This window comes from Embleya sp. NPDC056575 (assembly GCF_042793325.1).
Taxonomy (GTDB): domain Bacteria; phylum Actinomycetota; class Actinomycetes; order Streptomycetales; family Streptomycetaceae; genus Embleya.
The window spans coordinates 124,134-150,568 of the sequence record NZ_JBHTVA010000023.1; the positions used below are offsets into that span (position 1 = coordinate 124,134).

The 26,435-nt window shown below is 71.3% G+C and carries 25 protein-coding genes, 1 tRNA gene and 1 pseudogene; 11 read left to right on the plus strand and 16 right to left on the minus strand.

Annotation, left to right across the window (positions count from 1 at the left end; genetic code table 11):
- Window positions 1-143: 143 nt before the first annotated feature.
- From ACFRCG_RS19925 to ACFRCG_RS19945, 5 genes are all read right to left on the minus strand, one after another.
- Window positions 144-968: an MBL fold metallo-hydrolase gene (locus tag ACFRCG_RS19925; RefSeq protein ID WP_380033186.1), complete on the minus strand. Its 825-nt coding sequence runs from the start codon at window positions 966-968 to the stop codon at window positions 144-146.
- 79 nt (window positions 969-1,047) lie between these two features.
- Complete coding sequence (locus ACFRCG_RS19930; RefSeq protein ID WP_380033187.1) at window positions 1,048-1,923, minus strand: NUDIX hydrolase; 876 nt, start codon at window positions 1,921-1,923, stop codon at window positions 1,048-1,050.
- A 123-nt stretch (window positions 1,924-2,046) separates the two neighbouring features.
- Entirely contained in the window at window positions 2,047-2,514 is a 468-nt protein-coding gene (locus ACFRCG_RS19935) for a RidA family protein (protein ID WP_380033189.1), read from the minus strand.
- Window positions 2,511-2,675 carry a DUF4177 domain-containing protein gene (locus ACFRCG_RS19940; protein ID WP_170222226.1) on the minus strand — a complete coding sequence of 55 codons (165 nt, stop codon included), beginning with the start codon at window positions 2,673-2,675 and terminating at the stop codon, window positions 2,511-2,513. Before ACFRCG_RS19940 ends, ACFRCG_RS19935 begins: the two co-directional genes overlap by 4 nt.
- Window positions 2,676-2,686: 11 nt before the next feature.
- Window positions 2,687-3,139: an Lrp/AsnC family transcriptional regulator gene (locus ACFRCG_RS19945; RefSeq protein ID WP_380033191.1), complete on the minus strand. Its 453-nt coding sequence runs from the start codon at window positions 3,137-3,139 to the stop codon at window positions 2,687-2,689.
- 168 nt (window positions 3,140-3,307) lie between these two features.
- On the opposite strand from ACFRCG_RS19945, the gene ACFRCG_RS19950 reads away from it, so the two are divergent.
- The 4 genes from ACFRCG_RS19950 to ACFRCG_RS19965 all read left to right on the plus strand — a co-directional run bounded on the left by ACFRCG_RS19950 (window position 3,308) and on the right by ACFRCG_RS19965 (window position 7,877).
- Entirely contained in the window at window positions 3,308-4,171 is an 864-nt protein-coding gene (locus tag ACFRCG_RS19950) for a tryptophan 2,3-dioxygenase (RefSeq protein WP_380033193.1), read from the plus strand.
- A gap of 22 nt (window positions 4,172-4,193) precedes the next feature.
- Window positions 4,194-5,489: a kynureninase gene (gene kynU, locus ACFRCG_RS19955; RefSeq protein WP_380033195.1), complete on the plus strand. Its 1,296-nt coding sequence runs from the start codon at window positions 4,194-4,196 to the stop codon at window positions 5,487-5,489.
- Between the two features lie 148 nt (window positions 5,490-5,637).
- Entirely contained in the window at window positions 5,638-6,699 is a 1,062-nt protein-coding gene (locus ACFRCG_RS19960; protein ID WP_380033197.1) for an ArsA-related P-loop ATPase, read from the plus strand.
- A complete protein-coding gene (locus ACFRCG_RS19965) occupies window positions 6,696-7,877 on the plus strand; it encodes an ArsA family ATPase (RefSeq protein ID WP_380033199.1) in 1,182 nt (393 codons plus the stop codon). Before ACFRCG_RS19960 ends, ACFRCG_RS19965 begins: the two co-directional genes overlap by 4 nt.
- Window positions 7,878-8,091: 214 nt before the next feature.
- Here the strand turns inward: ACFRCG_RS19965 and ACFRCG_RS19970 are convergent, their stop codons facing one another.
- On the minus strand, window positions 8,092-8,406 hold the full coding sequence (locus ACFRCG_RS19970) for a WhiB family transcriptional regulator (RefSeq protein WP_020554910.1): 315 nt from the start codon (window positions 8,404-8,406) through the stop codon (window positions 8,092-8,094).
- A 369-nt stretch (window positions 8,407-8,775) separates the two neighbouring features.
- Here ACFRCG_RS19970 and ACFRCG_RS19975 point away from each other — a divergent pair, with 369 nt between their 5' ends.
- Window positions 8,776-11,130 carry a transglycosylase domain-containing protein gene (locus tag ACFRCG_RS19975; RefSeq protein ID WP_380033201.1) on the plus strand — a complete coding sequence of 785 codons (2,355 nt, stop codon included), beginning with the start codon at window positions 8,776-8,778 and terminating at the stop codon, window positions 11,128-11,130.
- 225 nt (window positions 11,131-11,355) lie between these two features.
- Here the strand turns inward: ACFRCG_RS19975 and ACFRCG_RS19980 are convergent, their stop codons facing one another.
- Complete coding sequence (locus tag ACFRCG_RS19980; protein ID WP_380033203.1) at window positions 11,356-11,811, minus strand: GatB/YqeY domain-containing protein; 456 nt, start codon at window positions 11,809-11,811, stop codon at window positions 11,356-11,358.
- 157 nt (window positions 11,812-11,968) lie between these two features.
- Here ACFRCG_RS19980 and ACFRCG_RS19985 point away from each other — a divergent pair, with 157 nt between their 5' ends.
- The 6 genes from ACFRCG_RS19985 to ACFRCG_RS20010 all read left to right on the plus strand — a co-directional run bounded on the left by ACFRCG_RS19985 (window position 11,969) and on the right by ACFRCG_RS20010 (window position 18,763).
- On the plus strand, window positions 11,969-12,901 hold the full coding sequence (locus ACFRCG_RS19985) for a metallophosphoesterase (RefSeq protein WP_380033204.1): 933 nt from the start codon (window positions 11,969-11,971) through the stop codon (window positions 12,899-12,901).
- 49 nt (window positions 12,902-12,950) lie between these two features.
- Window positions 12,951-13,024: transfer RNA gene (locus tag ACFRCG_RS19990), tRNA-Pro, on the plus strand.
- A gap of 534 nt (window positions 13,025-13,558) precedes the next feature.
- A complete protein-coding gene (locus ACFRCG_RS19995; protein WP_380033205.1) occupies window positions 13,559-14,935 on the plus strand; it encodes a restriction endonuclease in 1,377 nt (458 codons plus the stop codon).
- Between the two features lie 212 nt (window positions 14,936-15,147).
- Window positions 15,148-16,422: a CynX/NimT family MFS transporter gene (locus ACFRCG_RS20000; protein ID WP_380033207.1), complete on the plus strand. Its 1,275-nt coding sequence runs from the start codon at window positions 15,148-15,150 to the stop codon at window positions 16,420-16,422.
- Window positions 16,406-16,891, plus strand: coding sequence for a cell wall hydrolase (locus ACFRCG_RS20005; protein WP_380033209.1), 486 nt, complete (start codon window positions 16,406-16,408; stop codon window positions 16,889-16,891). Before ACFRCG_RS20000 ends, ACFRCG_RS20005 begins: the two co-directional genes overlap by 17 nt.
- Before the next feature lie 12 nt (window positions 16,892-16,903).
- Window positions 16,904-18,763, plus strand: a complete 1,860-nt coding sequence (locus tag ACFRCG_RS20010; protein WP_380033211.1) for a prolyl oligopeptidase family serine peptidase — start codon at window positions 16,904-16,906, stop codon at window positions 18,761-18,763.
- Window positions 18,764-19,103: 340 nt separating this feature from the next.
- Here the strand turns inward: ACFRCG_RS20010 and ACFRCG_RS20015 are convergent, their stop codons facing one another.
- The 9 genes and pseudogenes from ACFRCG_RS20015 to ACFRCG_RS20055 all read right to left on the minus strand — a co-directional run.
- Window positions 19,104-19,895 (minus strand): SURF1 family protein, encoded by a 792-nt coding sequence (locus ACFRCG_RS20015; protein WP_380033213.1) that lies wholly within the window; start codon window positions 19,893-19,895, stop codon window positions 19,104-19,106.
- A 43-nt stretch (window positions 19,896-19,938) separates the two neighbouring features.
- The gene (locus tag ACFRCG_RS20020) at window positions 19,939-20,928 is read right to left on the minus strand and encodes a hypothetical protein (RefSeq protein WP_380033214.1); all 990 of its coding nucleotides are present in this window, start codon (window positions 20,926-20,928) and stop codon (window positions 19,939-19,941) included.
- Entirely contained in the window at window positions 20,925-21,512 is a 588-nt protein-coding gene (locus ACFRCG_RS20025; RefSeq protein ID WP_379998804.1) for a SigE family RNA polymerase sigma factor, read from the minus strand. The genes ACFRCG_RS20020 and ACFRCG_RS20025 overlap by 4 nt, the downstream gene beginning before the upstream one ends.
- A 340-nt stretch (window positions 21,513-21,852) precedes the next feature.
- Window positions 21,853-22,920 carry an aspartate-semialdehyde dehydrogenase gene (locus tag ACFRCG_RS20030; RefSeq protein ID WP_126639166.1) on the minus strand — a complete coding sequence of 356 codons (1,068 nt, stop codon included), beginning with the start codon at window positions 22,918-22,920 and terminating at the stop codon, window positions 21,853-21,855.
- Window positions 22,917-24,185, minus strand: coding sequence for an aspartate kinase (locus tag ACFRCG_RS20035; RefSeq protein WP_126639165.1), 1,269 nt, complete (start codon window positions 24,183-24,185; stop codon window positions 22,917-22,919). The genes ACFRCG_RS20030 and ACFRCG_RS20035 overlap by 4 nt, the downstream gene beginning before the upstream one ends.
- Window positions 24,186-24,413: 228 nt before the next feature.
- Complete coding sequence (locus ACFRCG_RS20040; protein ID WP_380033216.1) at window positions 24,414-25,034, minus strand: DUF5063 domain-containing protein; 621 nt, start codon at window positions 25,032-25,034, stop codon at window positions 24,414-24,416.
- Entirely contained in the window at window positions 25,027-25,626 is a 600-nt protein-coding gene (gene recR, locus ACFRCG_RS20045; RefSeq protein WP_380033218.1) for a recombination mediator RecR, read from the minus strand. Before recR ends, ACFRCG_RS20040 begins: the two co-directional genes overlap by 8 nt.
- 133 nt (window positions 25,627-25,759) lie before the next feature.
- The gene (locus ACFRCG_RS20050; RefSeq protein WP_078976477.1) at window positions 25,760-26,104 is read right to left on the minus strand and encodes a YbaB/EbfC family nucleoid-associated protein; all 345 of its coding nucleotides are present in this window, start codon (window positions 26,102-26,104) and stop codon (window positions 25,760-25,762) included.
- Window positions 26,105-26,233: 129 nt separating this feature from the next.
- Window positions 26,234-26,435 (minus strand): annotated as a pseudogene (locus tag ACFRCG_RS20055) (hypothetical protein); the annotation flags it as partial.

Here is a 26,435-nt window from a genome sequence, read left to right on the forward strand (position 1 = left end):
GGGGGTGGGCGGGGGGGGGGGGCGGGGGGGGGGGTCGTTTGGTCGGTGGGGGGGTTGCGCCGCCGCCCGCGCTTTCCCCCCCAACACACCGCCGGGGGGCCCGCGGGGGGCGGCCCCACGGTCGTGTTCGGGCGTCGACGCGCTCAGGCGTCGGCGCGCTCGGCCAGATACTCCAGCTGGGCGCGGACCGACAACTCGGCGGCCCACCACACGTCGCGGTCCACGTCGGCGTAGACCCGCCGGACGACCTCCTCGGCGGTGGTGTCGCCCGCGGCGACCGCGGCCTCGACCTGGGCCAGCCGGGCCGCCCGGTGCGCCAGGTAGAAGTCGAGCACGCCGGCCGCGTCGTCCAGGATCGGGCCGTGCGCGGGCAGTACGGCGGTGATCTCGCCGGATTCGGCCGACGCGCGCAGCCGGCGCAGCGAGTCCAGGTAGTCGCCCAGGCGGCCGTCGGGATGCGCGACCACCGTGGTGCCGCGGCCGAGCACGGTGTCGCCGGTGATCACGAACCGGTCCTCGGCCACCACGAAGCACACCGAGTCACCCGAATGGCCGGGTGTGGCCAGCACGCGCAGATCGAGTCCGCCGTCGTCGATCACCTGCCCGTCGGTCAGGCCCTCGCCGCCGTAGCGCCACTGCGGGTCGACAGCGTGCACCACCGCGTTGGTGAGCGCCTTCAGGCCCGCCACGCCCGCCGAGTGGTCGGGGTGGCCGTGGGTGAGCAGGATCCGGCCCACCCGGCGGCCCTCCGCCTCGACCGCGGCGACGATCGCGCGCAGATGGCCCTCGTCGTCGGGGCCCGGATCGATCACCACGGCGGTGTCCGCGCCGGGCTCGGCCACGATCCAGGTGTTGGTGCCGTCGAGCGACATCACGCTCGGGTTCGGCGCGAGCAGACAGGTCACCCGCGCGCTCGCGGGTCCGCCGATGTTCGCGCGAGGGTTGCCGGGCAGGGGCTGTGCGTTCATGGTCGCCATCCTGTACCTCGGGTGCCCGGGACCGAACGGTGGATCGTTGCGTATCGGCCCCCGGGGCGCCGACGCGGGGTCAGCGCAGACCGAACGGGTCCGCGATGCCGGGCCATTCGAGCACGAGGCGGTCCCCGTCGAAACGGCCCTGCGCCATGATCGGGCTGATCTCGCGGTCCGCGGCGGCGGCCAGCGCGGCGGCGGGGTCGGGAAGTTCGGCCAGATGGCGCAGCGTGTCGATGGTGGGGGGCAACATCGCCATCTCCTGCGCGCGGTGTTGGGCCAGCGCGTCGGCGGGGCGGGCCCAGGTGACCCGATCCGCCTCGCCCGAGACGTCGCGGGTGCGTTGGCCGGCGGGCAGGGCGGCGACGAAGAACCACGTGTCGTAGCGCCGGTCCTCGAATTCCGGGGTGATCCAGCGCGCCCACGCGCCGAGCAGGTCGGAGCGCAGCACCAGGTCGCGGCCGGCCAGGAACTCGGTGAAGGTGCGCTCGCGGGCCACCAGCGCGGCGCGGTCGGCCTCCCAGTCGGCGCCGGTGGTGTCCGAGACGACGGTGGTCGGGTCGGGCCCGGCGAGCAGCACGCCGGATTCCTCGAAGGTCTCCCGGACCGCCGCGCACACGATCGCGCGGGCCTCGGCGACCGTGGTGCCCAGCCGTTCGGCCCACTCGGCGGGTTCGGGACCGGCCCAGGCGGGCGAGTGGTCGGCGTCGCGGGGGTCGACCCCGCCGCCGGGGAAGGCGTACATCCCGGCCGCGAACTTCATCGTGGTGTGCCGGCGCAGCAGGTACGCCTCGGCCCCTCGGGGGCGGTCGCGCAGCAGCACCACGGTCGCCGCGCGGCGCGGGGGCACCGGTTCGGCCTCGCCGGCGATGATCGCGCGGGCCCGCTCGGTCCAGGACGCGGGCATGCCCGGCTGGGCGTTCCCGGCTTGCGTACTCCCCGTTTCGGCCATGCGCCGGATCGTACGCCTGACCGAGTCAAGTTCCATCCCTGACCCCCCGAAACCGAGCGGACCCGCCCCTTTCGGGTGCGGGTCCGCTCCGCGCGTACCTCGACGGGACGCGCGCCGTTCGGATCAGACCACCTCGACGAGGATCTCCACCTCGACCGGGGCGTCGAGCGGCAGCACCGCCACGCCGACCGCGCTGCGCGCATGCCGGCCGGCCTCGCCGAAGACCTCGCCGAGCAGTTCGCTGGCGCCGTTGATCACGCCGGGCTGCCCGGTGAAGTCGGGGGCGCTGGCCACGAAGCCGACCACCTTGACCACCCGGCGCACCAGCGCGAGGTCGCCGAGTTCGGCCTTGACCGCCGCGAGCGCGTTGAGCGCGCACTGCCGCGCGAGCTCCTTCGCCTCCTCGGCGGTGACCTCGGCGCCGACCTTGCCGGTCGCGGGCAGCTTGCCCTCGATCATCGGCAGCTGGCCGGAGGTGTGGATGTAGTTGCCGGTGCGGATCGCGGGCACGTAGGCCGCGACCGGGGGCACCACGCCGGGCAGCGTCAGGCCCAGGTCGGTGATGCGCTGTTCGGGGTGTACCTCGCTCACGCCGCCACCTGCTTCGCCCGCTTCATGTAGGCCACCAGGCTCTCCGGGTTCGGACCCGGCACCACCTGGACGAGTTCCCAGCCGTCGTCGCCCCAGTTGTCCAGAATCTGCTTGGTCGCGTGCACCAGCAGGGGGACGGTCACGTATTCCCACTTCGTCATGGGTCCAGACTTTAGACCGACACGTCCGGCGGTTCGACGGGGCGCCACGCCACCGGCGAGGACAACACCATCGTGCTGGAGGGTTTGCCGTGCTCGGCGAGCCGGTCGATGAGCACCTGGAAGTCGACCATGGTGGCGACCGCGACCATCAGCAGGCAACACGCGTCGCCGGTGACCCGGTGCACCTGGAGCACCTCGGGCCATTCGCGCACCGTGTCCGCGTCGCGGCGCAGCAGACAGCCCGGGCCGTAGCAGTTCATCCGGACCAGGGCGATCACGCCGCGGCCGGCCGCCGCCGGGTCCACGTGCGCGTGGTAGCCGGTGATCACGCCGCTGTGTTCGAGCCGGCGCACCCGGGTGGCCACCGCCGGCGCGGAGAGGTTGATCCGCCGGGACAGTTCGTTGAGCGAGGTCCGGGCGTCGCGTTGCAGTTCGGCGAGCAGTCTGCGGTCGATCGCGTCCATGTTCGCCCTCCGTTCACGATCGTGAGGGTATGCCGTCCGACACGTTGCGAGCGTAAACCGAATCGGCCGTTCCGAGGTTCGACGCCCATTCCCAACCGAACCGTCGCACGATTGCATGTGGGCACTCCCCGACCGGCCCCCGGCGGGCCCGGCGCGAGAGGTGGACGTATGGCGGTCGGCGCACCTACGCCCCGAAGCGCACCGGCGCACGGCGTCCACCCGCCGGATGCGGGTGAGCCCGGCGCGGTCCCCTACGCGGACTATGTGCGCCTTGACACCCTGCTGTCCCTCCAGCGCACCCGCACCGACGTGCCCGCCGAGATGTCGTTCCTGATCGCGTCCCAGGTGATGGAGTTGTTGTTCGCGCTGCTCCGGCACGAGTGGACCATCGCGGGCGAGCGGCTCGACGCCGACGACGTGGCGGGCGCGACCGACACGCTGCGGCGCAGCGTGCGCGAGTTGGACGTGCTGGTGTCCACGTGGGACCTGCTCGCCACGCTCACCCCCGGCGAGTTCGGCGCGTTCCGCGAGGAGTTGGGCGAGGCGTCCGGCTTCCAGTCGTACCTGTACCGGCACCTGGAGTTCCTGCTCGGGATCAAGCGCGCGGGGGTGCTGCGGGGCTACGTGGGCGCCCCGGACGTGCACGCGGAGCTGGATCGGGCGCTGCGGGCGCCGAGCCTGTACGACCACGCGCTCGACCTGCTCGCCCGGCGGGGCCTGCGCGAGGCCGCGAGCGGGCGGCCCGACCCGAGCCGGCCCTACGAGCCGACGGAGGACGTCGAACGCGCGTGGGCGGGCGCCTACACCGACGGGGTGCGCGATCTGGTCGCTCTCGGCGAGGTGTTGACCGACATCTCCGAGCGCTGGACCCGCTGGCGCGAGCGACACCTGGCCGCCACACTGCGAGCGCTGGGGAACCGACCGGGAACGGGCGGTTCGGCCGGTGCTTCTTGGTTGGAACAGACCGTTCGCGTGCGCGTTTTTCCCGAGTTGTGGACCATGCGCACCTTGGTCGAACCATCGAAGTCCTGATTCATCGAAAGACTGGTGGAGCATGTCGGATTCCTCGTTGAACACGCTCGCCGACGATTCGTCGGAGCAACGCTCGACCGCCGGCCTCGCGGCCGGGCGGAGCACCGCCGCGGCCGCGCTCGACGCCGCCGATCCGCTGGCGCACGTGCGCGAGCGGTTCCTGCTGCCGGAGGGTGTGATCTACCTCGACGGCAACTCGCTCGGCGCGCTGCCCGCCGGCGTGCCCGAGGCGCTGCGGGACGCGGTGCACCGGCAGTGGGGCACGGACTTGATCCGTTCCTGGAACGCCAACGACTGGTGGGGCGCGCCCGCGCGGATCGGCGACCGGATCGGCGCGCTGATCGGCGCCGCACCCGGCCGGGTGGTCTGCGGCGACTCGACGTCGGTACAGATCTTCAACGCGATCGCGGGCGCGTTGCGGCTGCGCCCGGGGCGCACCGTGGTGCTGGCCGACCCGGACAGCTTCCCGACCGACCTGTACCTGGCCGACTCGATCGCCGGCCTGCTCGGTGCCGAGGTGCGCCGGGTGCCGGTCGGCGAGGCGGCCGAGGTGTTGCGCGCGGACGGCGAGACGATCGCGGTGATCGCGTACAACCACGTCGACTACCGCAGCGGCGAGTTGCGCGACCTGCCCGGCCTGACCGCCGCCGCGCACGCCGCCGGCGCGTTGGCCCTGTGGGACCTGTGCCACTCCGCGGGCGCGTTCCCGATCGACCTGGACGCGCACGAGGTGGACCTCGCGGTGGGCTGCGGCTACAAGTACCTGTCCGGCGGGCCCGGCGCGCCGGCGTTCGTCTACGTCGCCGAGCGGCACATCGCCGCGTTCGAGCCCGCGCTGACCGGCTGGCACGGGCACGCGAACCCGTTCGGCATGGAGGCCGGCTACGCCCCGGCGCCCGGCATCGAGCGGGCCCGGATCGGCACGCCCCCGCTGCTGTCCATGCTCGCCCTGGAGGCCGCCCTCGACGCCTACGACGGGGTGTCCATGGCCGAGGTGCGGGCCAAGGGCCTGGCGCTGACCGACCTGTTCATCGCGTGTGTGGACGACCTGGGCCTGGAGACGCTGACCCCGACCGAGCACGCGCGGCGCGGCAGCCAGGTCGCGGTGCGCCACCCCGAGGCGCACGCGGTGATGGCGGCGCTGATCGACCGGGGGGTGATCGGCGACGTGCGACCGCCGGACGTGCTGCGCTTCGGCTTCAACCCGCTCTACATCGGACACGCCGACGTGGTCGAGGCCGCGCGGGTGCTCGGGGACATCCTGGAGACGGGGGCGTACAAGGAAGCGCGCTACGCCGTTCGGTCGACGGTGACGTGACGCGAGTCACCCCGGGGGGATCACCTCCGACCGGGCGGGGAGCGGGTGGTTAGGCTCGACTCGTGAGTTTGGGTGCGAGGTCACACGGGTCCGGTGGTTGCACGCGTGCGGCCGAATGGCGCAGGCCTTCGAGGGCAGGGATCCGGGCATGCCGCCGCCCCGAGCCGAGCGCGCCGCCCCGTTCCGCCGGGCGGCTGCCGTGACGACGTGGCCGGCGGGCGCACGCACGACCGACGGCGACGCCGATTGGGAGGGCGTGCGCCTGCACGTGGTCAGCGGCAAGGGCGGCACCGGCAAGACCACCGTGGCCGCCGCCCTCGCCTTGGCGCTGGCCACCGGCGGGCGGCGCACGCTGCTGGTCGAGGTCGAGGGCCGACAGGGCATCGCGCAGCTCTTCGACTGCCCGCATCTGCCCTACGAGGACCGCAAAATCGCGGTCGCCCCGGGTGGTGGCGAGGTGTACGCGCTCGCAATCGACCCGGAGGAGGCGTTGCTCGAATACCTCGACATGTTCTACCACCTGGGCCGGGCCGGTAAGGGCCTGAAGAAGCTGGGCGCAATCGACTTCGCCACCACCATCGCGCCGGGTCTGCGCGACGTGCTGCTGACCGGAAAGGCGTGCGAGTCGGCCCGGCGGCGGGTGCAGGGGGCGTTCGCCTACGACGCGGTGGTGATGGACGCGCCGCCGACCGGGCGCATCGCGCGGTTCCTCAACGTCAACACCGAGGTGGCCGGGCTGGCCCGGTTCGGCCCGATCCACACCCAGGCCGAGGCGGTGATGGGGGTGATCCGCTCGGCGCAGACCGCGGTGCACCTGGTCACCCTGCTCGAGGAGATGCCGGTCCAGGAGACCGTGGACGGTGTCGCCGAACTGCGTGCGTCGGGCCTGCCCACGGGCGGTGTGGTGATCAACATGGCCCGCCCGCCGCTCCAGGCCGAGGACGAGAGCGACACCGGCCGGCGGCTGACGCCCGAACTGCTCGAGGCCGGGCTGCTCGCCGGCGGGATCAAGCCCACCCGGCCGCTGGTGGCCTCGCTGCTCGGCGAGGCCGACGAGCACGCGAGCCGGATCGAGTTGGAGAGCACCGGCCGGGCCCTGGTCCGCGGCCTGGATCTGCCGGTCTACGAACTGCCGCTGCTGGCCGACGGGATGGATCTGGGCGGTCTGTACCGCCTCGCCGAAGCGCTGCGCGAGCAGGGGATGGCATGAACAGGCTGGAGATCGACGCGCTGCTCGACGACCCGGGCACCCGCATCCTGGTGTGTTGCGGCTCCGGCGGCGTGGGCAAGACCACCACGGCCGCGGCGCTCGGGCTGCGCGCGGCCGAGCGTGGTCGCGACGTGGTGGTGCTGACCATCGACCCGGCGCGCCGACTGGCCCAGTCGATGGGGCTGACCGAGTTGGACAACACACCCCGCCGGGTCGTCGACGTCGACGAGACCAAGGGCGGCAGCCTGCACGCGATGATGCTCGACATGAAGCGCACGTTCGACGAGATCGTCGAACAACACGCCGACCCCGAGCGCGCGCAGCAGATCCTCGACAACCCCTTCTACCAGTCGTTGTCCTCCAGCTTCGCCGGCACGCAGGAATACATGGCGATGGAGAAGCTGGGCCAGTTGCACGCGACCGGCGAGTGGGACCTGATCGTGGTGGACACCCCGCCGAGTCGCTCCGCCCTCGACTTCCTGGACGCCCCCCAGCGTCTCGGCTCGTTCCTGGACGGCCGGCTGATCCGGATACTGTCCGCCCCCGCCAAGGTCGGCGGACGCGGCGCGCTCAAGTTCCTGTCGGCGGGCATGGGCATGATGACCGGCGCGCTGAGCAAGGTGGTCGGCACCCACCTGCTGACCGACATCCAGACCTTCGTGGCCGCGCTCGACACCACCTTCGGCGGCTTCCGCAAGCGGGCCGACGCGACCTACAAGCTGCTCCAGGCCCGGGGCACCTCGTTCCTGGTGGTCGCCGCGCCGGAGAAGGACGCACTGCGCGAGGCCGCGTACTTCGTCGACCGGCTCGGCACCGAGCGCATGCCGCTGGCCGGCCTGGTGCTCAACCGGGTGCACGCCACGAGCGCGGGGCGCCTGTCCGCGGAGCGGAGCCTGGCGGCGGCCGAGTCGCTGACCGAGCGGGCCGACGACCTCGACGACCCCGGTACCGGGGAATCGGCCGACGACGCACCGCAGCCCGCGGATCTGCGGCTGGTCGCGGGGCTGCTCACGCTGCACGCCGAGCGGCTGCGGGTGATCGACCGCGAGGAGCGCATGCGGACCCGCTTCACGTCGATCCACCCCGAGGTACGGGTGACCGAGGTCCCGGCACTGCCCGGAGACGTGCACGACCTGGCGGGTCTGCGCGTCATCGGCGAGAGCCTGGGCTCCGGCTGACCTCGCGGCCGGGCCGGACCCGCGGGCCCGGGTGATCCGGACCGCGGCGACCCACCGCCCGACGTCTCGTCACCACCCCGCCGGGGCCCGGGCCTGACTCCCGGCCCCGGCGGGCGGTGACGTGCGCGCGCGATGGCGTTGCGGATGCGGCGGTGTTCGAAGGTGCCGACCTCGGGTCGTCCACACGTGTTGCGCCACGTGTGCCGACACGTGTTCAGCCGGCGACCCGGAACTCCTCGTCTCCGTGGATGTCGCGCTCGTACTCCTCGCGCGCGGTCTCGAGGAGCCGACGCCACGAGGTGATCATCGGCCGGCGGCGCAGCAGCGCGCGCCGCTCCCGCTCGGTCATGCCGCCCCAGACGCCGAACTCCACCCGGTTGTCCAACGCGTCGGCCAGGCACTCGGTGCGGACCGGACATCCGGTGCACACCGCCTTGGCGCGGTTCTGCGCCGCCCCCTGCACGAACAGCTCATCCGGATCGGTACTCCGGCAGGCGGCCTGCGTGCTCCAGTCGGTAACCCAGCTCATGCTGGTGCCGTCCTCTCCCGATTTTCGAGGCTCCCCCAACGGCGGCGTCGGGAATTCCCGATGCCAAGCAGGACGGTACGAAACCCTGGGCACGCGCAACAGCCCCTGCGCGGGCAGTCATCGATGGCCCGGAAGGACTATGCGCAAATATGGACCCACCCGTCCGGGTGAATGGTCTTGCGCTTTGGGTCCGGGCTTCACTCAGAAGAGGGCACGTGGGAGGCACGAGAGACGGCAGCAGGACCCGACATCCGGCCACTTTCACTCCAAAGAGTGAAATGCGTGATGACACGAATCCCCCGGCTGCTCCGCCAGCTTAGGCGAAGTGCCTTCACCGCGTAGGGTGTTTCGGCACGTAGGCTGTCGCCCATGGCCCGAACTTCCTCCGGCTCGGCCCGCCCGAAACGCGGTTCGTACCGTCCACGATCCCCGCTGGGCTTCGTGGGACGGTTCGCCGCGTTCGTGGGGGCGAGCATCCTCGCCGGCGCCCTGGTCGCGGGAGTCGCGCTGCCGTTCGTGGGCGGCCTCGGCCTGTCCGCGAAGGCGGCGTCGGAAAACTTCGACGATCTGCCCGGCGATCTGGATCAACCGTTCCTCTCGCAGCCGTCGTACATCCTCGACTCCGAGGGCAACCAGCTCGCGATGGTCTACGACCGCTATCGCATCCTGAGGAACTTCGACCAGATCGCGCCGATCATGCGTCAGGCGATCGTGGCGATCGAGGACTCGCGCTTCTACGAGCACGGTCCGATCGACCTCAAGGGCACCCTGCGTGCCCTGTTGCGCAACCAGCAGTCGGGTGGCACCGGATCCAAGCAGGGCGGATCCAGCCTCACCCAGCAGTACGTGAAGAACATCTTCGTGGAGGAGGCCGGCAACGACCCGGCCAAGGTGGCCAAGGCCCAGGCCCAGGAGGTCTCCCGCAAGATCAAGGAGCTGAAGTACGCGATCGGCCTGGAGCAACGGCTGTCGAAGGACGAGATCCTCACCCGGTATCTCAACATCACCTTCTTCGGCCGCCAGGCGTACGGCGTCGAGGCCGCGTCGCAGCGCTACTTCAGCAAGCACGCCGCCGATCTGACCCTGCCCGAGGCGGCCACCCTGGCCGGCGTGGTGCAGGCGCCGTCGGCGTACGACCCGATCGGCTATCCCAACGCCTCGCGGGATCGGCGCAACATCGTGTTGCAGCGCATGGCCGAGGTGAAGGTCATCACCCAGGCCGAGGCCGACACGGCCAAGGCGACCGAACTCAACCTGAAGACCCAGCCGCTGCCCAACGGCTGCATCACCGCCGACCAGATCGACGGTGCCGCGTTCTTCTGCGACTACGTCGAACGGGTGGTCAAGAACGACCCGGCGTTCGGTGCGAACAAGGACGAACGCGACAAGATGTGGCGCGAGGGCGGCCTGAGGATCACCACCACGTTGGACCGAAAGGCCCAGAAGGCGGCCTACACCGCCGCAACCAAGGGTGTACTGCAAAAGGACCCGGTCGCCGACGCGGTCGTCATGGTCGAACCGGGCACCGGGAAGATCAAGGCGATGGCGCAGAGCCGGCCGTACGGGTTCGGCGACTACGAGACCACGCTCAACTACTCGGTCGACCACAACATGGGCGGCTCGACGTACGGCTTCCAGACCGGGTCCACGTTCAAGCCCATCACCGCCGCGGCGGCGCTGGAGAACGGGATGAAGGTCGACCAGGAATACTCCACCGGCTACGACATCGACATGCGGAAGGAGAAGTTCCGCACCTGCGGCGAACCGACTCGCGACGCCAAGTACCAACCGCAGAACGAGAGCCGCAGCGAGACCGGCACCTGGAACATGCAGACCGCGCTGGAGAAGTCGATCAACACCTACTTCGTCCTGCTGTCCAAGGACGTGGGCCTGTGTCCGATCGCGACGCTGGCCGATCAGATGGGTGTGCACCAGGGCAACGGCGAGGCACTGAAGCAGGTGCCCAGCATGACGCTCGGCGCCAACACCATCGCGCCGATGAACATGGCCGCGGCGTACGCCACGTTCGCCAGCCGCGGGGTGTACTGCACGCCGATCGCGGTCACCGAGGTGGCCAAGCTCGACGGCACCAAGTTGTCCGTCCCCCAGGCGGGCTGCAAGCAGGTGATGAAGCAGTCCACCGCGGACACCATCAACACCCTGCTCAAGGGTGTGGTCGAGGACGGCACCGGCACCCAGGCCGGCCTCAAGGACCGCGACAACGCGGGCAAGACCGGCACCACCAACGAGCGCAAGGCGGCCTGGTTCGTCGGGTACACGCCGAACCTGTCCACCGCGGTGTGGATCGGTGGCGCCAAGAACGATGTCGAGATGGTCGACATCAAGATCGCCGGGACCACGTACGAGAAGGTCTACGGCGGACAGGTCCCCGGACCGATCTGGAAGAGCGCTATGTCGGGTGCGCTCAAGGGTGTGGACGCGCCGGACTTCGCCGCCCCGCCCCCGGGCGCGATCCCGCCGAAGCCCGACCCCAACAAGAAGCCGGACGACGGCAAGCCCAACCCGCGCGACCAGAACCGGCCGCCGGGGGGCGGGAACACTCGGCCGCCGTGGCCGCCGTGGACTCCGCCGGTGACGCCGCCGACCACGCCGACCACGGGCGGGGGCGGTGCCACCAAGCCTCCGGAGACGCCGCGGCCACCGGGGCACACTCGGCCGCCGAGCACGGGGGATATCGGGGGTGGGGACTTCGGGGGGTTTTGAGTGGGGTGATCGCGTGATCGCTCGTGATCGCTCGTAGGCGCTCGTGATCGCTCGTGGAAATGTCGATGGTGGTGCTCCCGATGTGTTCGGGGGCACCACCATCGGCGTGTGGAGCGGGGGTCGGGCGGCTGCGCCCGGGGTCGGGCGCGGTGACCGGTCCGTGTGGTGGTCGACTCTGTGTGGTCGGCTGTGTGTGATCGGCCCTGTGTGATCGGCTCTGTGTGGTCAGCCGGCCAGCTGGCTCTTGATCTCGGCGGCGATCCGGCCGCCCTCGGCGCGGTCGCCGACCTTGGGGCGGACCACCTTCATGACCTGACCCATCGCCTGCGGGCCGGCGGCGCCGCTCTGCGCGATGGCGTCGGCGACGATCGCGCGAAGGTCGTCGTCCGACAACTGCGCCGGCAGGTAGGCCGCCAGGACCTCGCCCTCGGCGCGCTCGCGGGCGGCGGACTCGGTCCGACCGCCGTTCGCGAAGGCCTCGGCGGCCTCGCGACGCTTCTTGGCCTCGCGCACGATGACCTTCAGCACCTCGTCGTCGGACAGCTCGCGGGCGCTCTTGCCCGCGACCTCCTCGTTGGTGATCGCGGTCAGGGTGAGGCGCAGCGTCGAGGAGACCAGTTCGTCACGGGACCGGATGGCCGCGGTCAGGTCGCTCTGCAAACGGCTCTTGAGGGTGCTCATGGGGTCAAGTGTCGCAGCCGTGACCGGTGTGGCCGTACCGAATTACCGCGCTCGGAGTGCGTCCGGACCACTCCCGCGCGGGCCCGGCCGCCGTCCCGCGACGTCGGGTGCGCCGCCGAGACTGCCGAGCATCGGCCGGCTCTGCCAGCATGGAGGGATGCGACCGCGTTCAGCCTTTCCCCTAGCCGTAGCCGCCACCGGGGCCGCCTGCCTCACCTACGCGGCGGCCTACGAGGCCCGTTCGTTCCGTCTGCGCCGGGTCGAGGTGCCGGTATTGCCGCGCGGCGCCCGGCCGGTTCGGATCCTGCAGGTGTCCGACATCCACATGGTGTCCGGTCAGCGCCGCAAGCAGGAGTGGCTGCGCCGGCTCGACGCGCTGCACCCCGACATGGTGCTGAACACCGGCGACAACCTGTCCGACCCGGAGGCGGTGCCGGAGACGCTGGACGCGCTGGGCCCGCTGCTCGGTCGGCCCGGGGCGTACGTGTTCGGGTCCAACGACTACTTCGGCCCGCGCCCCAAGGACCCCACGGGCTACCTGCGTCGCGACGACGGCACCCGGCGGCTCGGCCGGGAGAACCCGTGGACCGACCTGCGCGACGGCTTCGACGCGGCGGGCTGGGCGAACCTCAACAACGCGCGCGGCCGGCTCAAGGTGGACGGCCTGGACATCGAGCTGGTCGGCCTGGACGACCCGCACATCGACCGGGACCGCTACGAGCAGGTGGCCGGCGGCCCCGACCGCGGCGCCGACATCTCGCTGGCCGTGGTGCACGCGCCGTACCTGCGCGCCCTCGACGCCTTCACCGCGGAGGGCTACCCGCTGGTGATCGCCGGCCACACCCACGGCGGCCAGGTCTGCGTCCCCTTCTACGGCGCCCTGACCACCAACTGCGACCTCGACCGCAAACGCGCCAAGGGCCTCTCCAAGCACCTGTCCGCCGACCGCGAGGCCTACCTCCACGTCTCCGCCGGCTGCGGCACCTCCCGCTACGCCCGCTTCCGCTTCGCCTGCCCCCCGGAAGCCACCCTCCTCACCCTGACCCCCCGTCAGTCCACGGCCGGCACCCCCTCCGCACCCCCGCGCTAAACCGGATTTCGCCTCAGCCCCCCGACCCGCTAAGCTGAACGCGCAACATCGGGGTGTGGCGCAGCTTGGTAGCGCGCTTCGTTCGGGACGAAGAGGCCGTGGGTTCAAATCCCGCCACCCCGACCCAGGTCAGAGGCCCTATCGGATGATTCCGATAGGGCCTCTGGCGTTGCGTACAGCAGCAAAGTTGCCAGCGGTGTCGCTCGCCGGCCGCCTCGGTCGTGGCCCGTGCAGAGTCCGCTTTCGTACAGGTGCGAAGCAGAGAAGCTTGGCCCGCTCGCTACCTCCCCGGCGTCCACACCCGCGGCACGCAAAGCGTCCTCCACGGCTGTCTCCGGCGCGGATCCGAGGGCGAAGGCCGCTCGGGCTTTGTCAATGGCTCGCGAGATTGTGGAGCCCTCGACGCAATTCTTGGACTCGGCGACGGACCTCGTGGATGGGCATGCCTGCGGCCGGGGCCGGCGGTTGTTCGTGACGGCATGTTCGGGAGAGGCCACCGGGAAGAGCCTCGGGAGGTCCTGGTACGGCGCAGTCGGTGCATTCCATGAGCCTGCGGACAGGCGTAGGCACCTGGGGAGTCGTGCTCGTGCTTTCGGCCTGCACAGGCTCCGGGGGCAGCTTTTCGGTGAGTCGCCTTTGGGTGAAGGCGCGGGGAGCGTGAATCCGCTCGGGTGGACCGGCGGTCAGGGCGAGCACGAGTTGCGGCCTGGTGATTCCGCGCGCGAGCCATGTGGCGGCGAGGGGTTCCAGGATCGCGCAGTCGGCGACGGAGAGGGTGAGCCGGGCGTCTCGGTGACCGAGTTCGGCAAGGGCGTCGTAAGCGACGGAGCGAGGGCCGGCGAGGAATGGGCGGCTATCGGCCGTCGTGGAGGGACGTGTGCCGGGCGGCGAGTCCGTCGGCTGCCGGGCGCGCGGAGTGGGCGGGTCGAAACGCTACGGCAGGCTCGCGCCCGGTACGAAAAGCGCAATCGGGAGGAAGCTGCTCGAGTCGAGAGGTGGAACGCCGATCTCGAAGAGCGTAGGGGGGCCTATCGCGACGGGGAGGTCACCGCCGTCGAGTGGTTCGTCGATCAGGTGCTGGCCGCATCGATGTACCCGCAGAACTTCCCCAGGGTTCATCGAGTCTCGTTTCAAGCGGATACCGGCGACCTGCTGGTCGAGATCGACCTGCCACTGGAGAGCGTGGTCCCCGCGGCCCGCGCGTACCGCTACGTGAAGACACGCGACGAGATCATTCCTGCGCCTCGCCCGGAAAAGGAGCGCAAGGACCTGTACGCGTCCGTCCTGGCCCAGACGGCGCTGCGCACGGTGCACGAACTCTTCGCCGCCGATGTCGAAGGCGTGATCCGGTCCGTCGCGTTGAACGGACACGTCGCCACCATCGATCGCGCCACGGGACACAACGTGCATCCGTGCTTGATCACACTCCAGGCGGATCGCGCCGAGTTCGGCCGGCTGGTCCTGACCCAGGTCGACCCGCGGGCCTGCCTGAAGCACCTGCGGTCGCTGATCTCACCGAACCCCTACGAGTTGGCGCCGGTTCGGCCGCTCGTCACCTTCGACCTGTCGAAGTTCCGCCTGATGGACGGCCTCGATGTGGTCGCCGGCCTCGACAGCCGGCCCGTGTTGATGGAACTGACCCCCACGGAGTTCGAGCATCTCATCCGGCAACTGTTCGAGGCCATCGGCTTGGACAGCGTGAATACCCAGCCCTCGAAGGACGAGGGTGTGGACGCGATCGCGATGAACACCGACCCCGTCATGAAGGGGCTTTGCATCATCCAGGCCAAGCGCACCAAGAACGTCGTCCCCTACGAGACCGTCTCGGCACTCGCCGGCGTCGTCGAACACAAGCGGGCCGCCAAGGGCATCCTGGTCACGACCTCTTGGTTCGGCCGAGCAAGCGAGGCATTTGCAAGCGAGCACGGCAGACTGGAACTTCTCGACGGAGCCAACTTGGTGCACCTCTTCAAGGAGCACATGGGTCTGGATGTCATCCCCGGCCCCGTGCCGCCGAAGCGGCGCACACCGTAGACGACAGGCCGCGTCCGGCAGGCCGTTCAACGCCCGGTAGAGCCGCGGTCGACGTCCGAGCCGAGCACGGCTCCGGCGGGCGGGAATCAACGGCCCGTGTCCATGGTTTGGTCGGTTGGTCCGCTTCGGTCCGCTCCGCCGGGGGTCGGTGCATGCAGCCACTGTCATCTTACGAACGAGGTAGTACAGCCATGCCGTCACCCCGTGCCCAGGTGCGTCTTGATCTTGTCACCGAGTCGGTGCCGAGTGGGCGAGGCCGGCGGGCGCCCGGGGCCGTCCTGACGTTGGTCGCGCTGTTCCTGGTGGCGATCAATCTGCGTGGGGCGATCACGAATGTGCCGCCGCTGCTTACCTCGATTCGGGAGGATCTCGGGCTGTCGGGGGCCGCGGCCGGGGTGCTGACGGCTATTCCGGTCGTGTCGATGGGGGTGTTCGCGCCGCTCGCGCATCGGGGGGCGGCTCGGTACGGGTACGAGCGGACCGTGGCGGCGTCGGTGGTTGTGCTGCTGCTGGGGGTGCTGATCCGACTCGGCGGGGCCTCGGTCGCACTGCTCTTTCTGGGCACGCTGGTCGCCGGCGGCGGGATCGCGGTTCTGGGTGCGGCGCTGCCGGGTGTGGTCAAGACGCACTTCGCCGAGCACGCGGGGGCGGTCACCGGGTTGTACAGCGCGGCGGTCGGGGTCGGCGCGGCGGGTGCGAGCGCGCTCGCCGTACCGCTGTCCGACGGCTTCGGGTCCTGGCAGCTCTCGCTCGGCGTGGTCGCCGTCCCCGCTGTGCTGGGGCTGTTCGCCTGGCTTCCGGTGATCCGACGCACGAAGCCGGTACGGATCGACCCGAGCCGCACCGGCACCGACGAGACCGAGGCCCGGCCCACCAGGCCCGCAGCCGCCCCCGGCAGCGCGGCGCCCGACGCCTCCCCTTGGCGACGCCCCGTGGCCTGGATCCTCGCCGTCTTCCTGATCATGCAGACCACCGCCTACTACGGCGTGGTCGGTTGGGTGCCCGCCGCCTACGAGGAGCAGGGCTGGAGTGCCGAGCGCGCGGGGCTGCTGCTGTCCGTATTCGGCCTCACCGGAATCGTCTCCGGCCTGGTGATCCCGGTGCTTGCGGACCGCTTCACCGACCCCCGGCCGCTGTTCGCGGTCACCGTCGCGGGAGCCGTGGCCGGCATGGGCCTACTCGCATTCGCGCCGGATCTGGCGCCGTGGCCCACCATCGCGCTGCTCGGCCTGACGCTCGGCGGCGCGTTCCCGTTGATGCTGGTGATGCTCGTCCGCTTCGCGCCGAGCCCGGCGGCGGCCGGCCGGCTGTCCGCGATGACGTTCCTGATCGGCTACCCGATCGCCGCCGCGCTTCAGATCGTGTTCGGCACCATTCACGACCTGACCGGCGACTACACCGCGGTGTTCGTGGTGCTGTTCGCGATGACGCTGGTGGAACTCGCGGTCTCGCTCGGGTTGGATCCCAAGCATGCCCGACACCCCTGACCGTTCGTCGCCGGCCGTCCCCCTGTCACTGTCCGCCCTCCCGCCCCGCTTTCGGGACGTCCCATACGTCTACGCCCGACACCCGCAGACCGTCGCCGACGGTGACCTGAGCGCCGGCGCCAATTGCCAGCTGTACGCGTACGCCTTCCTCGCCCACCACGGCCTGCATGTCCCACCACTGCGCTCGTCCGAGTTGTGGGCCGACGACACCGCGACCGTGCGGGTCACCGAACCCGCGCCGCTGGACCTGCTCCTGTTCGACGCCGGCCCGCGCCCGGCTCGGGATCCCGGCTATGCCGCACACGTCGGAGTGCATCTGGGCCCGGATCGGGTGCTGCACCTGTGTCGGGAGGTCGGCCGGCCGGCCGTCTGGTCGTACGCCGAGTTCGCCGCACGCCCCGGATACGCACGCCTGTTCGGAGTCAAGCGGTGCCTGTCGGTGACGGAACACAACCGGGGCCGGTCGTAGTTGAATTGCGATATGCCCGCTCCCGAGAACACCGCCGCCGACACCGTCCGGACCACACCGTCGATCGCCGAGCCCGCGCCGACCGTCCCCGCCTGGGAACGTCGCTACCGGGCGGCTCGGATCAGCCTGCCGCGCTGGGCCGACCACGCGCCCGCGAAGTCCGTCTTCGTCTCCAACGCCTCCGGCACGTTCGAGGTGTACGCGTGGGACCGCGTCACCGGCGAGCAGCGCCGGGTGACCGACCGGCCCAACGGCACCGCGTCGGCCCGGATCAGCCCCGACGGGCGCTGGATCTGGTGGTTCGCGGACACCGACGGCGACGAGTTCGGGATCTGGATGCGCCAGCCGTTCGACGGCGGTCCGGACGAGCCGGCCGTGCCCGGCCTGGCGCCGTCCTACCCGGGCGGGCTCGGCCTCGCCATGGACGGCACCGTGGTGGTCGGCCGGATGAGCGACGACGAGGGCTCCTCGATCCACGTCGTACGCCCCGGCGCCGAGCCGGTGACCGTGTACCGGCACGCCGAGTCGGCCTGGTTGTCGGGGCTGTCCGAGGACGGCACGCACCTGGTCATCGCCCACAACGAGCACGGCGACGCGATGCGCTCGTCGCTGCGCGTACTGCGCCTGGACGGCACGCCGGTGGCCGACCTGCACGACGGTCCCGAAGGGGGCCGGCCGGACTCCGACCTGTCCTCGATGGGCTTCTCCCCCGTCGCCGGCGACCAGCGCCTGCTGGTCGTGCACCAGCGGCGCGGCCGGGACGAGGTGCTGCTGTGGGAGCCGCTGACCGGCACCGAGACCGAACTCGAACTCGGGCTGCCCGGCGACCTGTCCGCCGACTGGTATCCCGACGGCCGCGCGCTGCTGGTCGACCACGAGCAGCACGGGCGTTCCGAGTTGTACCGCTACGACCTCCAGAGCGGCGAACTCGCCCGGATCGACACCCCGCCCGGCACCATCGGCGGCTCCGGCGCGCGACCCGACGGCAGCGTCGAGTACCACTGGTCCAGCGGCTCGACCCCCGCCGAACTGCGCTCGACCGCGGGCGGCGTACTGCTCACCCCGCCCGGCGAGCGCCCGCCCGGGTCGGTCCCGGTCACCGACGCGTGGGTCGAGGGCCCGGGCGGCCGGGTGCACGCGCTGGTGTCCAAGCCGGTGGGCGAGGGCCCGTTCCCGACCGTGTTCAACATCCACGGCGGGCCCACCGCGCACGACGGCGACCACTTCGCCGCCGACGTCGCGGCCTGGGTCGACCACGGCTTCGCGGTGGTCCGGGTCAACTACCGGGGCTCGACCGGCTACGGCAAGGACTGGACCGACGCGCTGCGGGTGCGGATCGGCCTGATCGAGTTGGAGGACATCGGCGCGGTCCGCGCGTGGGCGGTCGAGTCGGGCCTGGCCGACCCGGAGCGCATCGTGCTCTCCGGCGGCTCGTGGGGCGGCTACCTGACCCTGCTCGGCCTGGGCGTGCAACCCGAGGCGTGGGCCCTGGGCCTGGCCGCGGTGCCGGTGGCGGACTATGTCACCGCCTACCACGACGAGATGGACGTGTTGAAGGCGATGGACCGCACGCTGCTCGGCGGCTCGCCCGAGGAGGTCCCGGAGCGCTGGGCCGCCTCCTCGCCGCTGACCTATGTCGAGCAGGTCCGGGTGCCGGTGTACATCAGCGCCGGCGAGAACGACCCGCGCTGCCCGATCAAGCAGATCGAGAACTACGTCGAGCGGCTGGCACAGCTGGGCAAGCCGCACGAGGTCTACCGCTACGACGCGGGCCACGGCTCGCTGGTCGTCGAGGAGCGAATCCGGCAGATGCGCCAGGAGTTCGCCTTCGTCGACGGGGTCATCGGCCTGCCGGTGCGCGACCCCGCGTAGGTCGCCGCGAGCGGGCCGACCGGTTCGGCCCGCTCGCACGGTCTTCCGATCGGGCCGGGCGGGGGGCGGCGACCGGTGTGCCGGGGCGCTCGACTCCGTGCGGCGCACCCGCTCGGCTGATCCGTCAACCGGCGCAGGCCCGGCGCCCGGTGAAGTACCGGAGCCTGAGGGCCCGGCTGCTCGGCGTGCTCTGGGACACCCGCTCGCCGGGGCTCCGCGGCTCCTCCGGCGACTGGGCTCGCCCACCCCGGTCGCTCGGCCTCGGTCACCTGGCCTCGGTCACCTGGCCTCGGTCACCTGGCCTCGGTCACCTGGCCTCGGCTCGCGCCGGGCCCGGCCCTCACGTCTCGATGCCCAGCTCCGCGAGCAGCTTCGTCTCCTGCTCCTCCGCGCGCTCGTCCGCCTCCCGGCGCACCACGCGCCACCACACGAACACCGCGGCACCGGCGAAGACGAACCACTGCGCGGTGTATCCGAGGTTTTGCCACGCCCGCCCCGAGATGCCGCCGCCCCCGGACGCCTTGGCCGGCGGCATCGGCACCAGCGCGGCCGAGTCGGCGGCCGGGGTCTGCGCGGTCAGCGCGACGAAGCCGTCGGTGAGCGGATAGGGCAGCACGTTGACCAGTTCGGGCGTACTGATCATGGACACCTGGCCCGGCTTCAGGTCGGTGGCCCGATCCACGTCGGAGGTGTGCTCGGCCTCCGACCACTCCAGTCGACCGGTGACGGTGACCGTGCCGGCGGGCGGCGCGGGCACACTCGCGCCCTCGACCCAGCCGCGGTTGACCACCACCGCGGGCGCGCCGGCCACGAGGAGCGGGGTGACCACGTACGACCCGGTGCGCCCGTCGTGGCGCCGCCCCGGCACGACCAGTTGGTGCGCCGGGTCATAGCTCCCGGTCACCGTGACCGCGCGGCCGCGAGCACCGCCCTCGACCCGGGCGCCCGGCGGCAGCAGTTCGGCGAGCGGCACCGCGGGCGCCACCGACACCTTCCCGCCGCCGTCCCCGCTCCGCTTGTGTTCGCCGTAGCGGTGGAACTGCCACAATCCCAGCGCCGCGCACACCGGGACCGCGACGAGCACGATCACGTGGAAGACCAGCCAGCGCGGCTGGAGCAGGAACCGGTACACCCCCCAACGGTAACCGTCCGTCGACGGGGGCCGATCCCGGGTATCACCCCACGCGCGCGTACTCCCCGGTCCGGTAGATGTCGGTGCGGTACACGGTGCCGCCACACGTCGGCGTGAGCGTCACCTTGGCCACGTTGAAGTCGTTGGCGGCGAGCGCGTAGCCGAGCGCGGGCACCGGCGCCTTGGGCGCGTCGGCGGCACACGTGCCGTCCGCGCCCGGGGGTTGCGGCTTCCACGCGAACTGGAACTCGTACGCCTGCCCCGGTCGCAGCGTGATGCCCTGGGCGGACGAGGACGGCACCGGCAGCGCGGTCGCGGCGTCGGGGCTCGGCGCCTGGACCACCGTCACCTGCACGATCGGATTCCCGGGTGGGGAGACCACGACGACCACGCCGGGGCCGGTCACCACGCAGTCCTTGGCCGCGTTGCTGCGCACCTGGAGCACGCCGTACGCCAGCCCGTCGGCGCGGACCGGGCCGAGCCGCGCCTCCTCCCCGGTCATGTCGACGGTCCGACACGCGGGCGGCGGCTTGACCGGCGGCACCGACTCGCTCGGCGACACACTCGACGACGGCGGCGTGCTCTGCCCCGTGCCGGTGCCCGCGCTCTGCCCGCTGGTGGGCGCGATCGAGGAACCGGACCCGCTGGTGGGACTGCTGCCCCGGGAGGCGGGATGGGTCTGCCCGGCGCCCGGCAGGCCCGCGCTGACCCCCTCGCTCGGCCCCGGCAGCGGCTCGGTCGCGTTGACCGACGACGAGGACGGGCGGACGCCGCCGACATTCGACCTGGAATCGTCGCCGTCGGTCACCGCGGTGCGCAGGACGGGCGTGCCGACCAGGATCGCCACGGCCAGCCCGGCGGCGCCGAGCGTGGCCATCCGACGCCGTCTGCGGCGGGCGGGCACGGCGGCGCGCAGCCGCTCGAGGGCGTCCGGCGCGGGCTGCACGTCGGACACGGCCTGGTGCAGCCGCCGGCGTACCTCTGCCGCGAGGTCGTCGGGGTCGGGACCGAGGGTCCCCGGGTCGTTCTTCACGGCGTCTCCATCCGGGCCCGGAGGGCTTCCAGTCCGCGTGAGGCGTACGCCTTCACCGAGCCGACCGACAGCCCGAGCAGATCGGCCACCTGAGCCTCTGTCAGATCAGCGTAATAGCGCAGCACGATCACTTCCCGCTGCCGCCGTTGCAATTCGCGCAACGCCCGTACCAGCACGTCGCGTTCCGCCACGTGGCGCGAACCGTCCTCGGTACTGGTCGAGTTCGGTTCCGGCTTGGAGAGTAGCCGCATTCCCATGATCCGCCGCCGCAGCGTCGACCGGGACAGGTTCACCACGGTCTGCCGCAGGTAGGCCAGCGTCTTGTCGGCCTCGCGCAACCGGTGCCGGGCGGTGTGCACCCGGACGAACGACTCCTGCACCACGTCCTCACACGAATCGGTGTCGTCGAGCAACAGGGAAGCCAAGCGCAACAACGAACCATAGTGCGCGCGGTAGGTCTCGGTGAGGACGTCGATGGAGACGCCCGCGTCAGAGGACACGGAAGCTCCCGAAACGCCCGGTTCCAGCGCGCCGACCACGGGCATGCGAACCGGGCGCAGCACCGGTTCCGCCCTCACGACCATTTCTGCCACGACTGTTGGACACCCGACCCCCCGGGAAGGTTGTATGCGCCTGCGATCCGGGGACGGTCGTCGGCTTCAGCCACACGTCCGCCCACCGTAGTGGGCCGGATGACATGCAGTCAGCTACTCGGGGCGAGGAAGGTCCGCGACGGGACGGTCCGTTGCGGAAAGGTTCGTGACGGAAACGTCCGCTACGGAGAGGTTCGTGGCGGACAGGCTCGTGGCGCGGTCGCGGTCGCGGTCGCGGTTGCGGCGGCGGTCGCGACCCGCAGCCCGCACGCACGGCAGCCGGCGTCCCCACCCGGGGGCGCCGGCTGCCGCGTCGCTTCGCGGACGGGTCCTAGTCGCGCTCGGTCAGCTCGGCGGCGACGACCTCGGCGATCTGGGCGGTGTTCAGCGCCGCGCCCTTGCGCAGGTTGTCCCCGCACATGAACATGTCCAGCGCGAACGGGTCGTCGATCGAACGACGCACCCGGCCGACCCAGGTCGGGTCGGTACCGACCACGTCGGCCGGCGTCGGGAACTCGCCGTTCTCCGGGTCGTCGCACAGCACGACGCCGGGGGCGCCGTCCAGGATCTCGTGCGCCCGGGCCACCGACACCTCGTTCTCGAACACGGCGTGCACCGCGAGGGAGTGCGTGGTGATCACCGGGACGCGCACGCAGGTCGTGTGCACCTTCAGGTCGGGCAGACCCAGGATCTTGCGGGACTCGTTACGGACCTTCAGCTCCTCGGACGACCAGCCGTCGTCCTTGAGCGAGCCGGCCCACGGCACCACGTTGAGCGCGAGCGGCGCCGGGAACGGGCCGAAGTCGCCCACCGCGCGGCGCACATCGCCGGGCTGGGTGCCCAGCGTACGGCTGTCCGCGACCTTGCCGATCTGCTCGCGCAGCGCGTCGACACCGGGCTGACCGGCGCCGGAGGCGGCCTGGTACGAGGCGACCACCAGCTCCTTGAGGCCCAGTTCGGCGTGCAGCGCGCCGAGTGCGACGACCATGGTCAGCGTCGTGCAGTTCGGGTTGGAGATGATGCCGCGCGGCCGTACGCGCGCCGCGGCGGCGTTGACCTCGGGCACCACGAGCGGGACCTCGGGGTCCATCCGGAACGCGCCGGAGTTGTCCACCGCGACCGCGCCCTTGCTCGCGGCGATCGGCGCCCAGTGCGCGGAGACCTCGTCGGGCACGTCGAACATCGCGACGTCGACGCCGTCGAAGCACTCCTCGCTCAGCGCGATCACCTCGACCTCCTCGCCGCGCACGACGAGCTTCTTGCCCGCGCTGCGCGCCGACGCGATCAGGCGGATCTCGCCCCACACGTCCTGGCGGGTGGAGAGCAGTTCGAGCATCACCGTGCCGACCGCGCCGGTGGCGCCGACGACGGCCAGGGTGGGCTTGTCCTTGCGGGTCATCGGCCGGTACCTCCGTAGACGACGGCTTCGCCGGACTGGTCGTCCAGGCCGAACGCGGTGTGCACGGCCTGCACGGCGGCCGGAACGCCGTCGGCACGGCAGACCACCGAGATCCGGATCTCGGAGGTCGAGATCAGCTCGATGTTCACCCCCGCGCCGGTGAGCGATTCGAAGAACTTGGCGGTCACGCCCGGGTGCGAGCGCATGCCGGCGCCGACCAGCGAGATCTTGCCGATCTGGTCGTCGTAGCGCAGCGACTCGAAGCCGATCTCGGCCTGGGCCTTGGTCAGCGCGGTCATCGCGTTCTGGCCGTCCGACATCGGCAGCGTGAAGGAGATGTCGGTGCGGCCGGTGGAGGCCGCGGAGACGTTCTGCACGATCATGTCGATGTTGATCTCGTTGTCCGCCACCAGGCGGAAGATCTTGGCCGCCTCGCCCGGCTTGTCCGGGACCCCGACCACCGTGATCTTCGCTTCGCTGGTGTCGTGGGCGACCCCGGAGATGATCGCGTGCTCCATGTCGTCCCCTTCGGGTTCATCCGTCACCCAAGTGCCGACGAGTCCCGAGAAGGACGACCGCACGTGCACGGGCATGTCGTAGCGGCGGGCGTATTCCACACACCGCAGGTGCAGCACCTTGGATCCGCTCGCGGCCAGCTCCAGCATCTCCTGGTAGCTGATCCGGGAGATCTTCCGGGCCTTCTTCACCACGCGGGGGTCGGCGGTGAAGATGCCGTCCACGTCCGTGTAGATCTCGCAGACCTCGGCGTCGAGCGCGGCGGCCAGCGCGACGGCGGTGGTGTCCGAGCCGCCGCGACCGAGCGTGGTGATGTCCTTGGTGTCCTGGGACACGCCCTGGAACCCGGCCACGATCGCGATCGCGCCCTCGTCGAGCGCGGAGCGGATCCGACCCGGCGTCACATCGATGATGCGCGCTTTGTTGTGGACCGCGTCGGTGATCACACCGGCTTGGCTGCCGGTGAACGACCGTGCGTCGACGCCCAGGTTTTTGATCGCCATCGCCAGCAGCGCCATCGACATCCGCTCACCCGCGGTGAGCAGCATGTCGAGCTCGCGCCCGGAAGGGATGGGGCTCACCTGCTGCGCCAGATCGATCAGCTCGTCCGTCGTGTCGCCCATCGCGGACACCACCACGACCACTTCGTGGCCCTGCTTCTTGGTGTCGACGATTCGCTTGGCCACGCGCTTGATGCCCTCGGCATCGGCGACGGAGGAGCCGCCGTACTTCTGCACGACAAGGCCCACGTGCGCTCCTCGCTTGATATCTGTGCGGTCGGCACAGTCTAACTAGGCCGCACAGTGGTCAAAGCTTTATTCACATTGTGAGACGTACGTATCACTAAGCGGGCAGTCGGAACCGAACGCCCATGTCGGGATGTCGGAAGCGGCGGCGGGTGCCCGTACGCCGGGCCCGGGGTGGGACTCCCCCCGTGCGCGGGCGTGTGCGGCTGCGTGTCGCGGCTCTGCGCGTGTTCAGGTGTGCGGGCCGCCGAGGACCACGGCCTCGTCGAGTTGTTCGGCGAGTTCGTCGACCAGTTCGTCGGCCAGCGCCTGTCCGGCCGGGTCCAGACTCTCCATGATCGGATCGTCCAGCCGCGCGTGCGAGACCACCGACTGCAACGCGCGCAGCACGGCGCTCGCGGTGGCGCCCCAGTTGGACAGGTACGAGAACTGCCACCACCACAGCGCCTCGCGGTTGCGCCTGGCCCGGTGATGGGCGAGCCCGTGCGCGAGGTCGGCGACCACGTCGGCGACGTCGTCGGACAGCCGCGCGGCGACCGGCTTGGACTTGGGCACGTACGGGTCGAAGACCTCGTAGTAGACGTCGATCGGCTCCAGCAGCCGGGACAGCGCCGAGCGCAGCGCGTCGACGTCGGGATCCGGGCCCGAGTCGGGTTCGAATCGGTCGTCGGGAACCACGTCCGCGATCGCGCCGAGCCGGCCGCCCGCGAGCATCAGCTGCGAGACCTCCAGGAGCAGCATCGACACCGCCTGCTCCGGCTCCTCGCCCTTGGCCACCTCTGCGACGGCCAGGACGAAGCTGTCGATCTGGTCGGCGATCTCACTGGTGAATTCGTTCAGGTCGTCAGACATCGAGCAGTCGTCTCCCCTCGAAGGCACGCCCGAGCGTGACCTCGTCGGCGTACTCCAGGTCGCCCCCCACCGGCAGCCCGCTGGCCAACCGGGTCACCCGCAGACCCATCGGCTTGCACAGGCGAGCCAGATACGTCGCGGTCGCCTCTCCTTCCAGGTTCGGGTCGGTGGCCAGGATCAACTCGGTCACCGTGCCGTCCGCGAGCCGGGTCATCAGCTCACGGATCCGCAGGTCGTCGGGGCCCACACCCTCGATCGGGCTGATCGCGCCGCCGAGCACGTGGTAGCGGCCCCGGAACTCGCGGGTCTTCTCGATCGCCACGACATCCTTGGACTCCTCGACCACGCAGATCACCGCGACGTCGCGTCGCGGATCGCGGCAGATTCGGCAGTGCTCCGACTCCGCCACGTTGCCGCATGTGACGCAGAACCGCACCTTGTCCTTGACCTCGGTGAGCGCGTGCACGAGGCGCCGGACGTCGGCCGGGTCGGCCGCCAGGAGGTGGAAGGCGATGCGTTGCGCGCTCTTCGGCCCTACACCGGGCAGTCGGCCCAGCTCGTCGATGAGGTCCTGTACGACGCCTTCGTACACCTACCGTCTCCCTGCTCGCTCTGGTTGTGGGTGGGTTCGTTGTCGGTGGGTTCGTCGGTGGGTTCGTTGTGGGTGGGTTCGTTGTCGATGGGTTCTTGTCGGTGGGTTCGGCTTTCGGTCGGGCGAATCCGGCTCACATGCCGGGCAGGCCCAGCGGGCCGCCGGCACCCATGCCCTGGGCGAGCGGGCCCATCAGCTGGGACTGCATCTCCAGGGCGGCACGGTTCGCGTCGCGGACCGCGGCGACGATCAGGTCGCCGAGGGTCTCCGTGTCCTCAGGATCCACCGCGGACGGCGAGATCTCCAGAGCCAGCAGCTCGCCGGCCCCGGATACGGTCGCGGTCACCAGGCCGCCACCGGCGCTCCCGGTCACCTGCGTGCGGGCGAGTTCGTCCTGCGCCGCCATCAGGTCCTGCTGCATCTTCTGCGCCTGCTGCAGCAGCTGCTGCATGTCGGGCTGGCCACCACCGGGAAACACCTGGACACCCTTCGTCGCTCGCACGCGGCCTCGCACCGCCTCGGGCGGCCCGCTTCAGCGGGCCCGTCCTGCGGTCGAGCCTACGGCTCCGGGCGGGGCGGACGCGCGGCGACGGCACGGTTCGCCGGCTCAGGTGGTCGGCGACTCGTCGATGATGGTCGCGCCCAGCTCGCGGGCGAGCAGTTCGTGGGTGGACTGGCCGCCGTCGTCGGCGAGGTCCTCGTCGTCGTAGCGGCCGAAGTCCTCGGGGATGTCGAAGTCCGGCTCGGGGGGCGGCGGAGGTGGGGCCTGCCGGGGTTGCTGGGGTTGCGGGCGGGCGGGCGGCTGCGGC

What these genes read in the sequence shown, in the direction of transcription:
- ACFRCG_RS19960 (WP_380033197.1), top strand. Translation starts at nt 5,638, where the DNA reads ATGCCGCCGCCCCGAGCCGAGCGCGCCGCCCCGTTCCGCCGGGCGGCT.
- ACFRCG_RS19925 (WP_380033186.1), bottom strand. Translation starts at nt 968, where the DNA reads ATGAACGCACAGCCCCTGCCCGGCAACCCTCGCGCGAACATCGGCGGA.
- ACFRCG_RS19985 (WP_380033204.1), top strand. Translation starts at nt 11,969, where the DNA reads ATGCGACCGCGTTCAGCCTTTCCCCTAGCCGTAGCCGCCACCGGGGCC.
- ACFRCG_RS20010 (WP_380033211.1), top strand. Translation starts at nt 16,904, where the DNA reads ATGCCCGCTCCCGAGAACACCGCCGCCGACACCGTCCGGACCACACCG.
- ACFRCG_RS19940 (WP_170222226.1), bottom strand. Translation starts at nt 2,675, where the DNA reads ATGACGAAGTGGGAATACGTGACCGTCCCCCTGCTGGTGCACGCGACC.
- ACFRCG_RS19980 (WP_380033203.1), bottom strand. Translation starts at nt 11,811, where the DNA reads ATGAGCACCCTCAAGAGCCGTTTGCAGAGCGACCTGACCGCGGCCATC.
- ACFRCG_RS19970 (WP_020554910.1), bottom strand. Translation starts at nt 8,406, where the DNA reads ATGAGCTGGGTTACCGACTGGAGCACGCAGGCCGCCTGCCGGAGTACC.
- ACFRCG_RS20025 (WP_379998804.1), bottom strand. Translation starts at nt 21,512, where the DNA reads ATGGTCGTGAGGGCGGAACCGGTGCTGCGCCCGGTTCGCATGCCCGTG.
- ACFRCG_RS19950 (WP_380033193.1), top strand. Translation starts at nt 3,308, where the DNA reads ATGGCGGTCGGCGCACCTACGCCCCGAAGCGCACCGGCGCACGGCGTC.
- ACFRCG_RS20030 (WP_126639166.1), bottom strand. Translation starts at nt 22,920, where the DNA reads ATGACCCGCAAGGACAAGCCCACCCTGGCCGTCGTCGGCGCCACCGGC.
- ACFRCG_RS19945 (WP_380033191.1), bottom strand. Translation starts at nt 3,139, where the DNA reads ATGGACGCGATCGACCGCAGACTGCTCGCCGAACTGCAACGCGACGCC.
- ACFRCG_RS20040 (WP_380033216.1), bottom strand. Translation starts at nt 25,034, where the DNA reads ATGTCTGACGACCTGAACGAATTCACCAGTGAGATCGCCGACCAGATC.
- ACFRCG_RS19975 (WP_380033201.1), top strand. Translation starts at nt 8,776, where the DNA reads ATGGCCCGAACTTCCTCCGGCTCGGCCCGCCCGAAACGCGGTTCGTAC.
- kynU (WP_380033195.1), top strand. Translation starts at nt 4,194, where the DNA reads ATGTCGGATTCCTCGTTGAACACGCTCGCCGACGATTCGTCGGAGCAA.
- ACFRCG_RS19930 (WP_380033187.1), bottom strand. Translation starts at nt 1,923, where the DNA reads ATGGCCGAAACGGGGAGTACGCAAGCCGGGAACGCCCAGCCGGGCATG.
- ACFRCG_RS19965 (WP_380033199.1), top strand. Translation starts at nt 6,696, where the DNA reads ATGAACAGGCTGGAGATCGACGCGCTGCTCGACGACCCGGGCACCCGC.
- ACFRCG_RS20005 (WP_380033209.1), top strand. Translation starts at nt 16,406, where the DNA reads ATGCCCGACACCCCTGACCGTTCGTCGCCGGCCGTCCCCCTGTCACTG.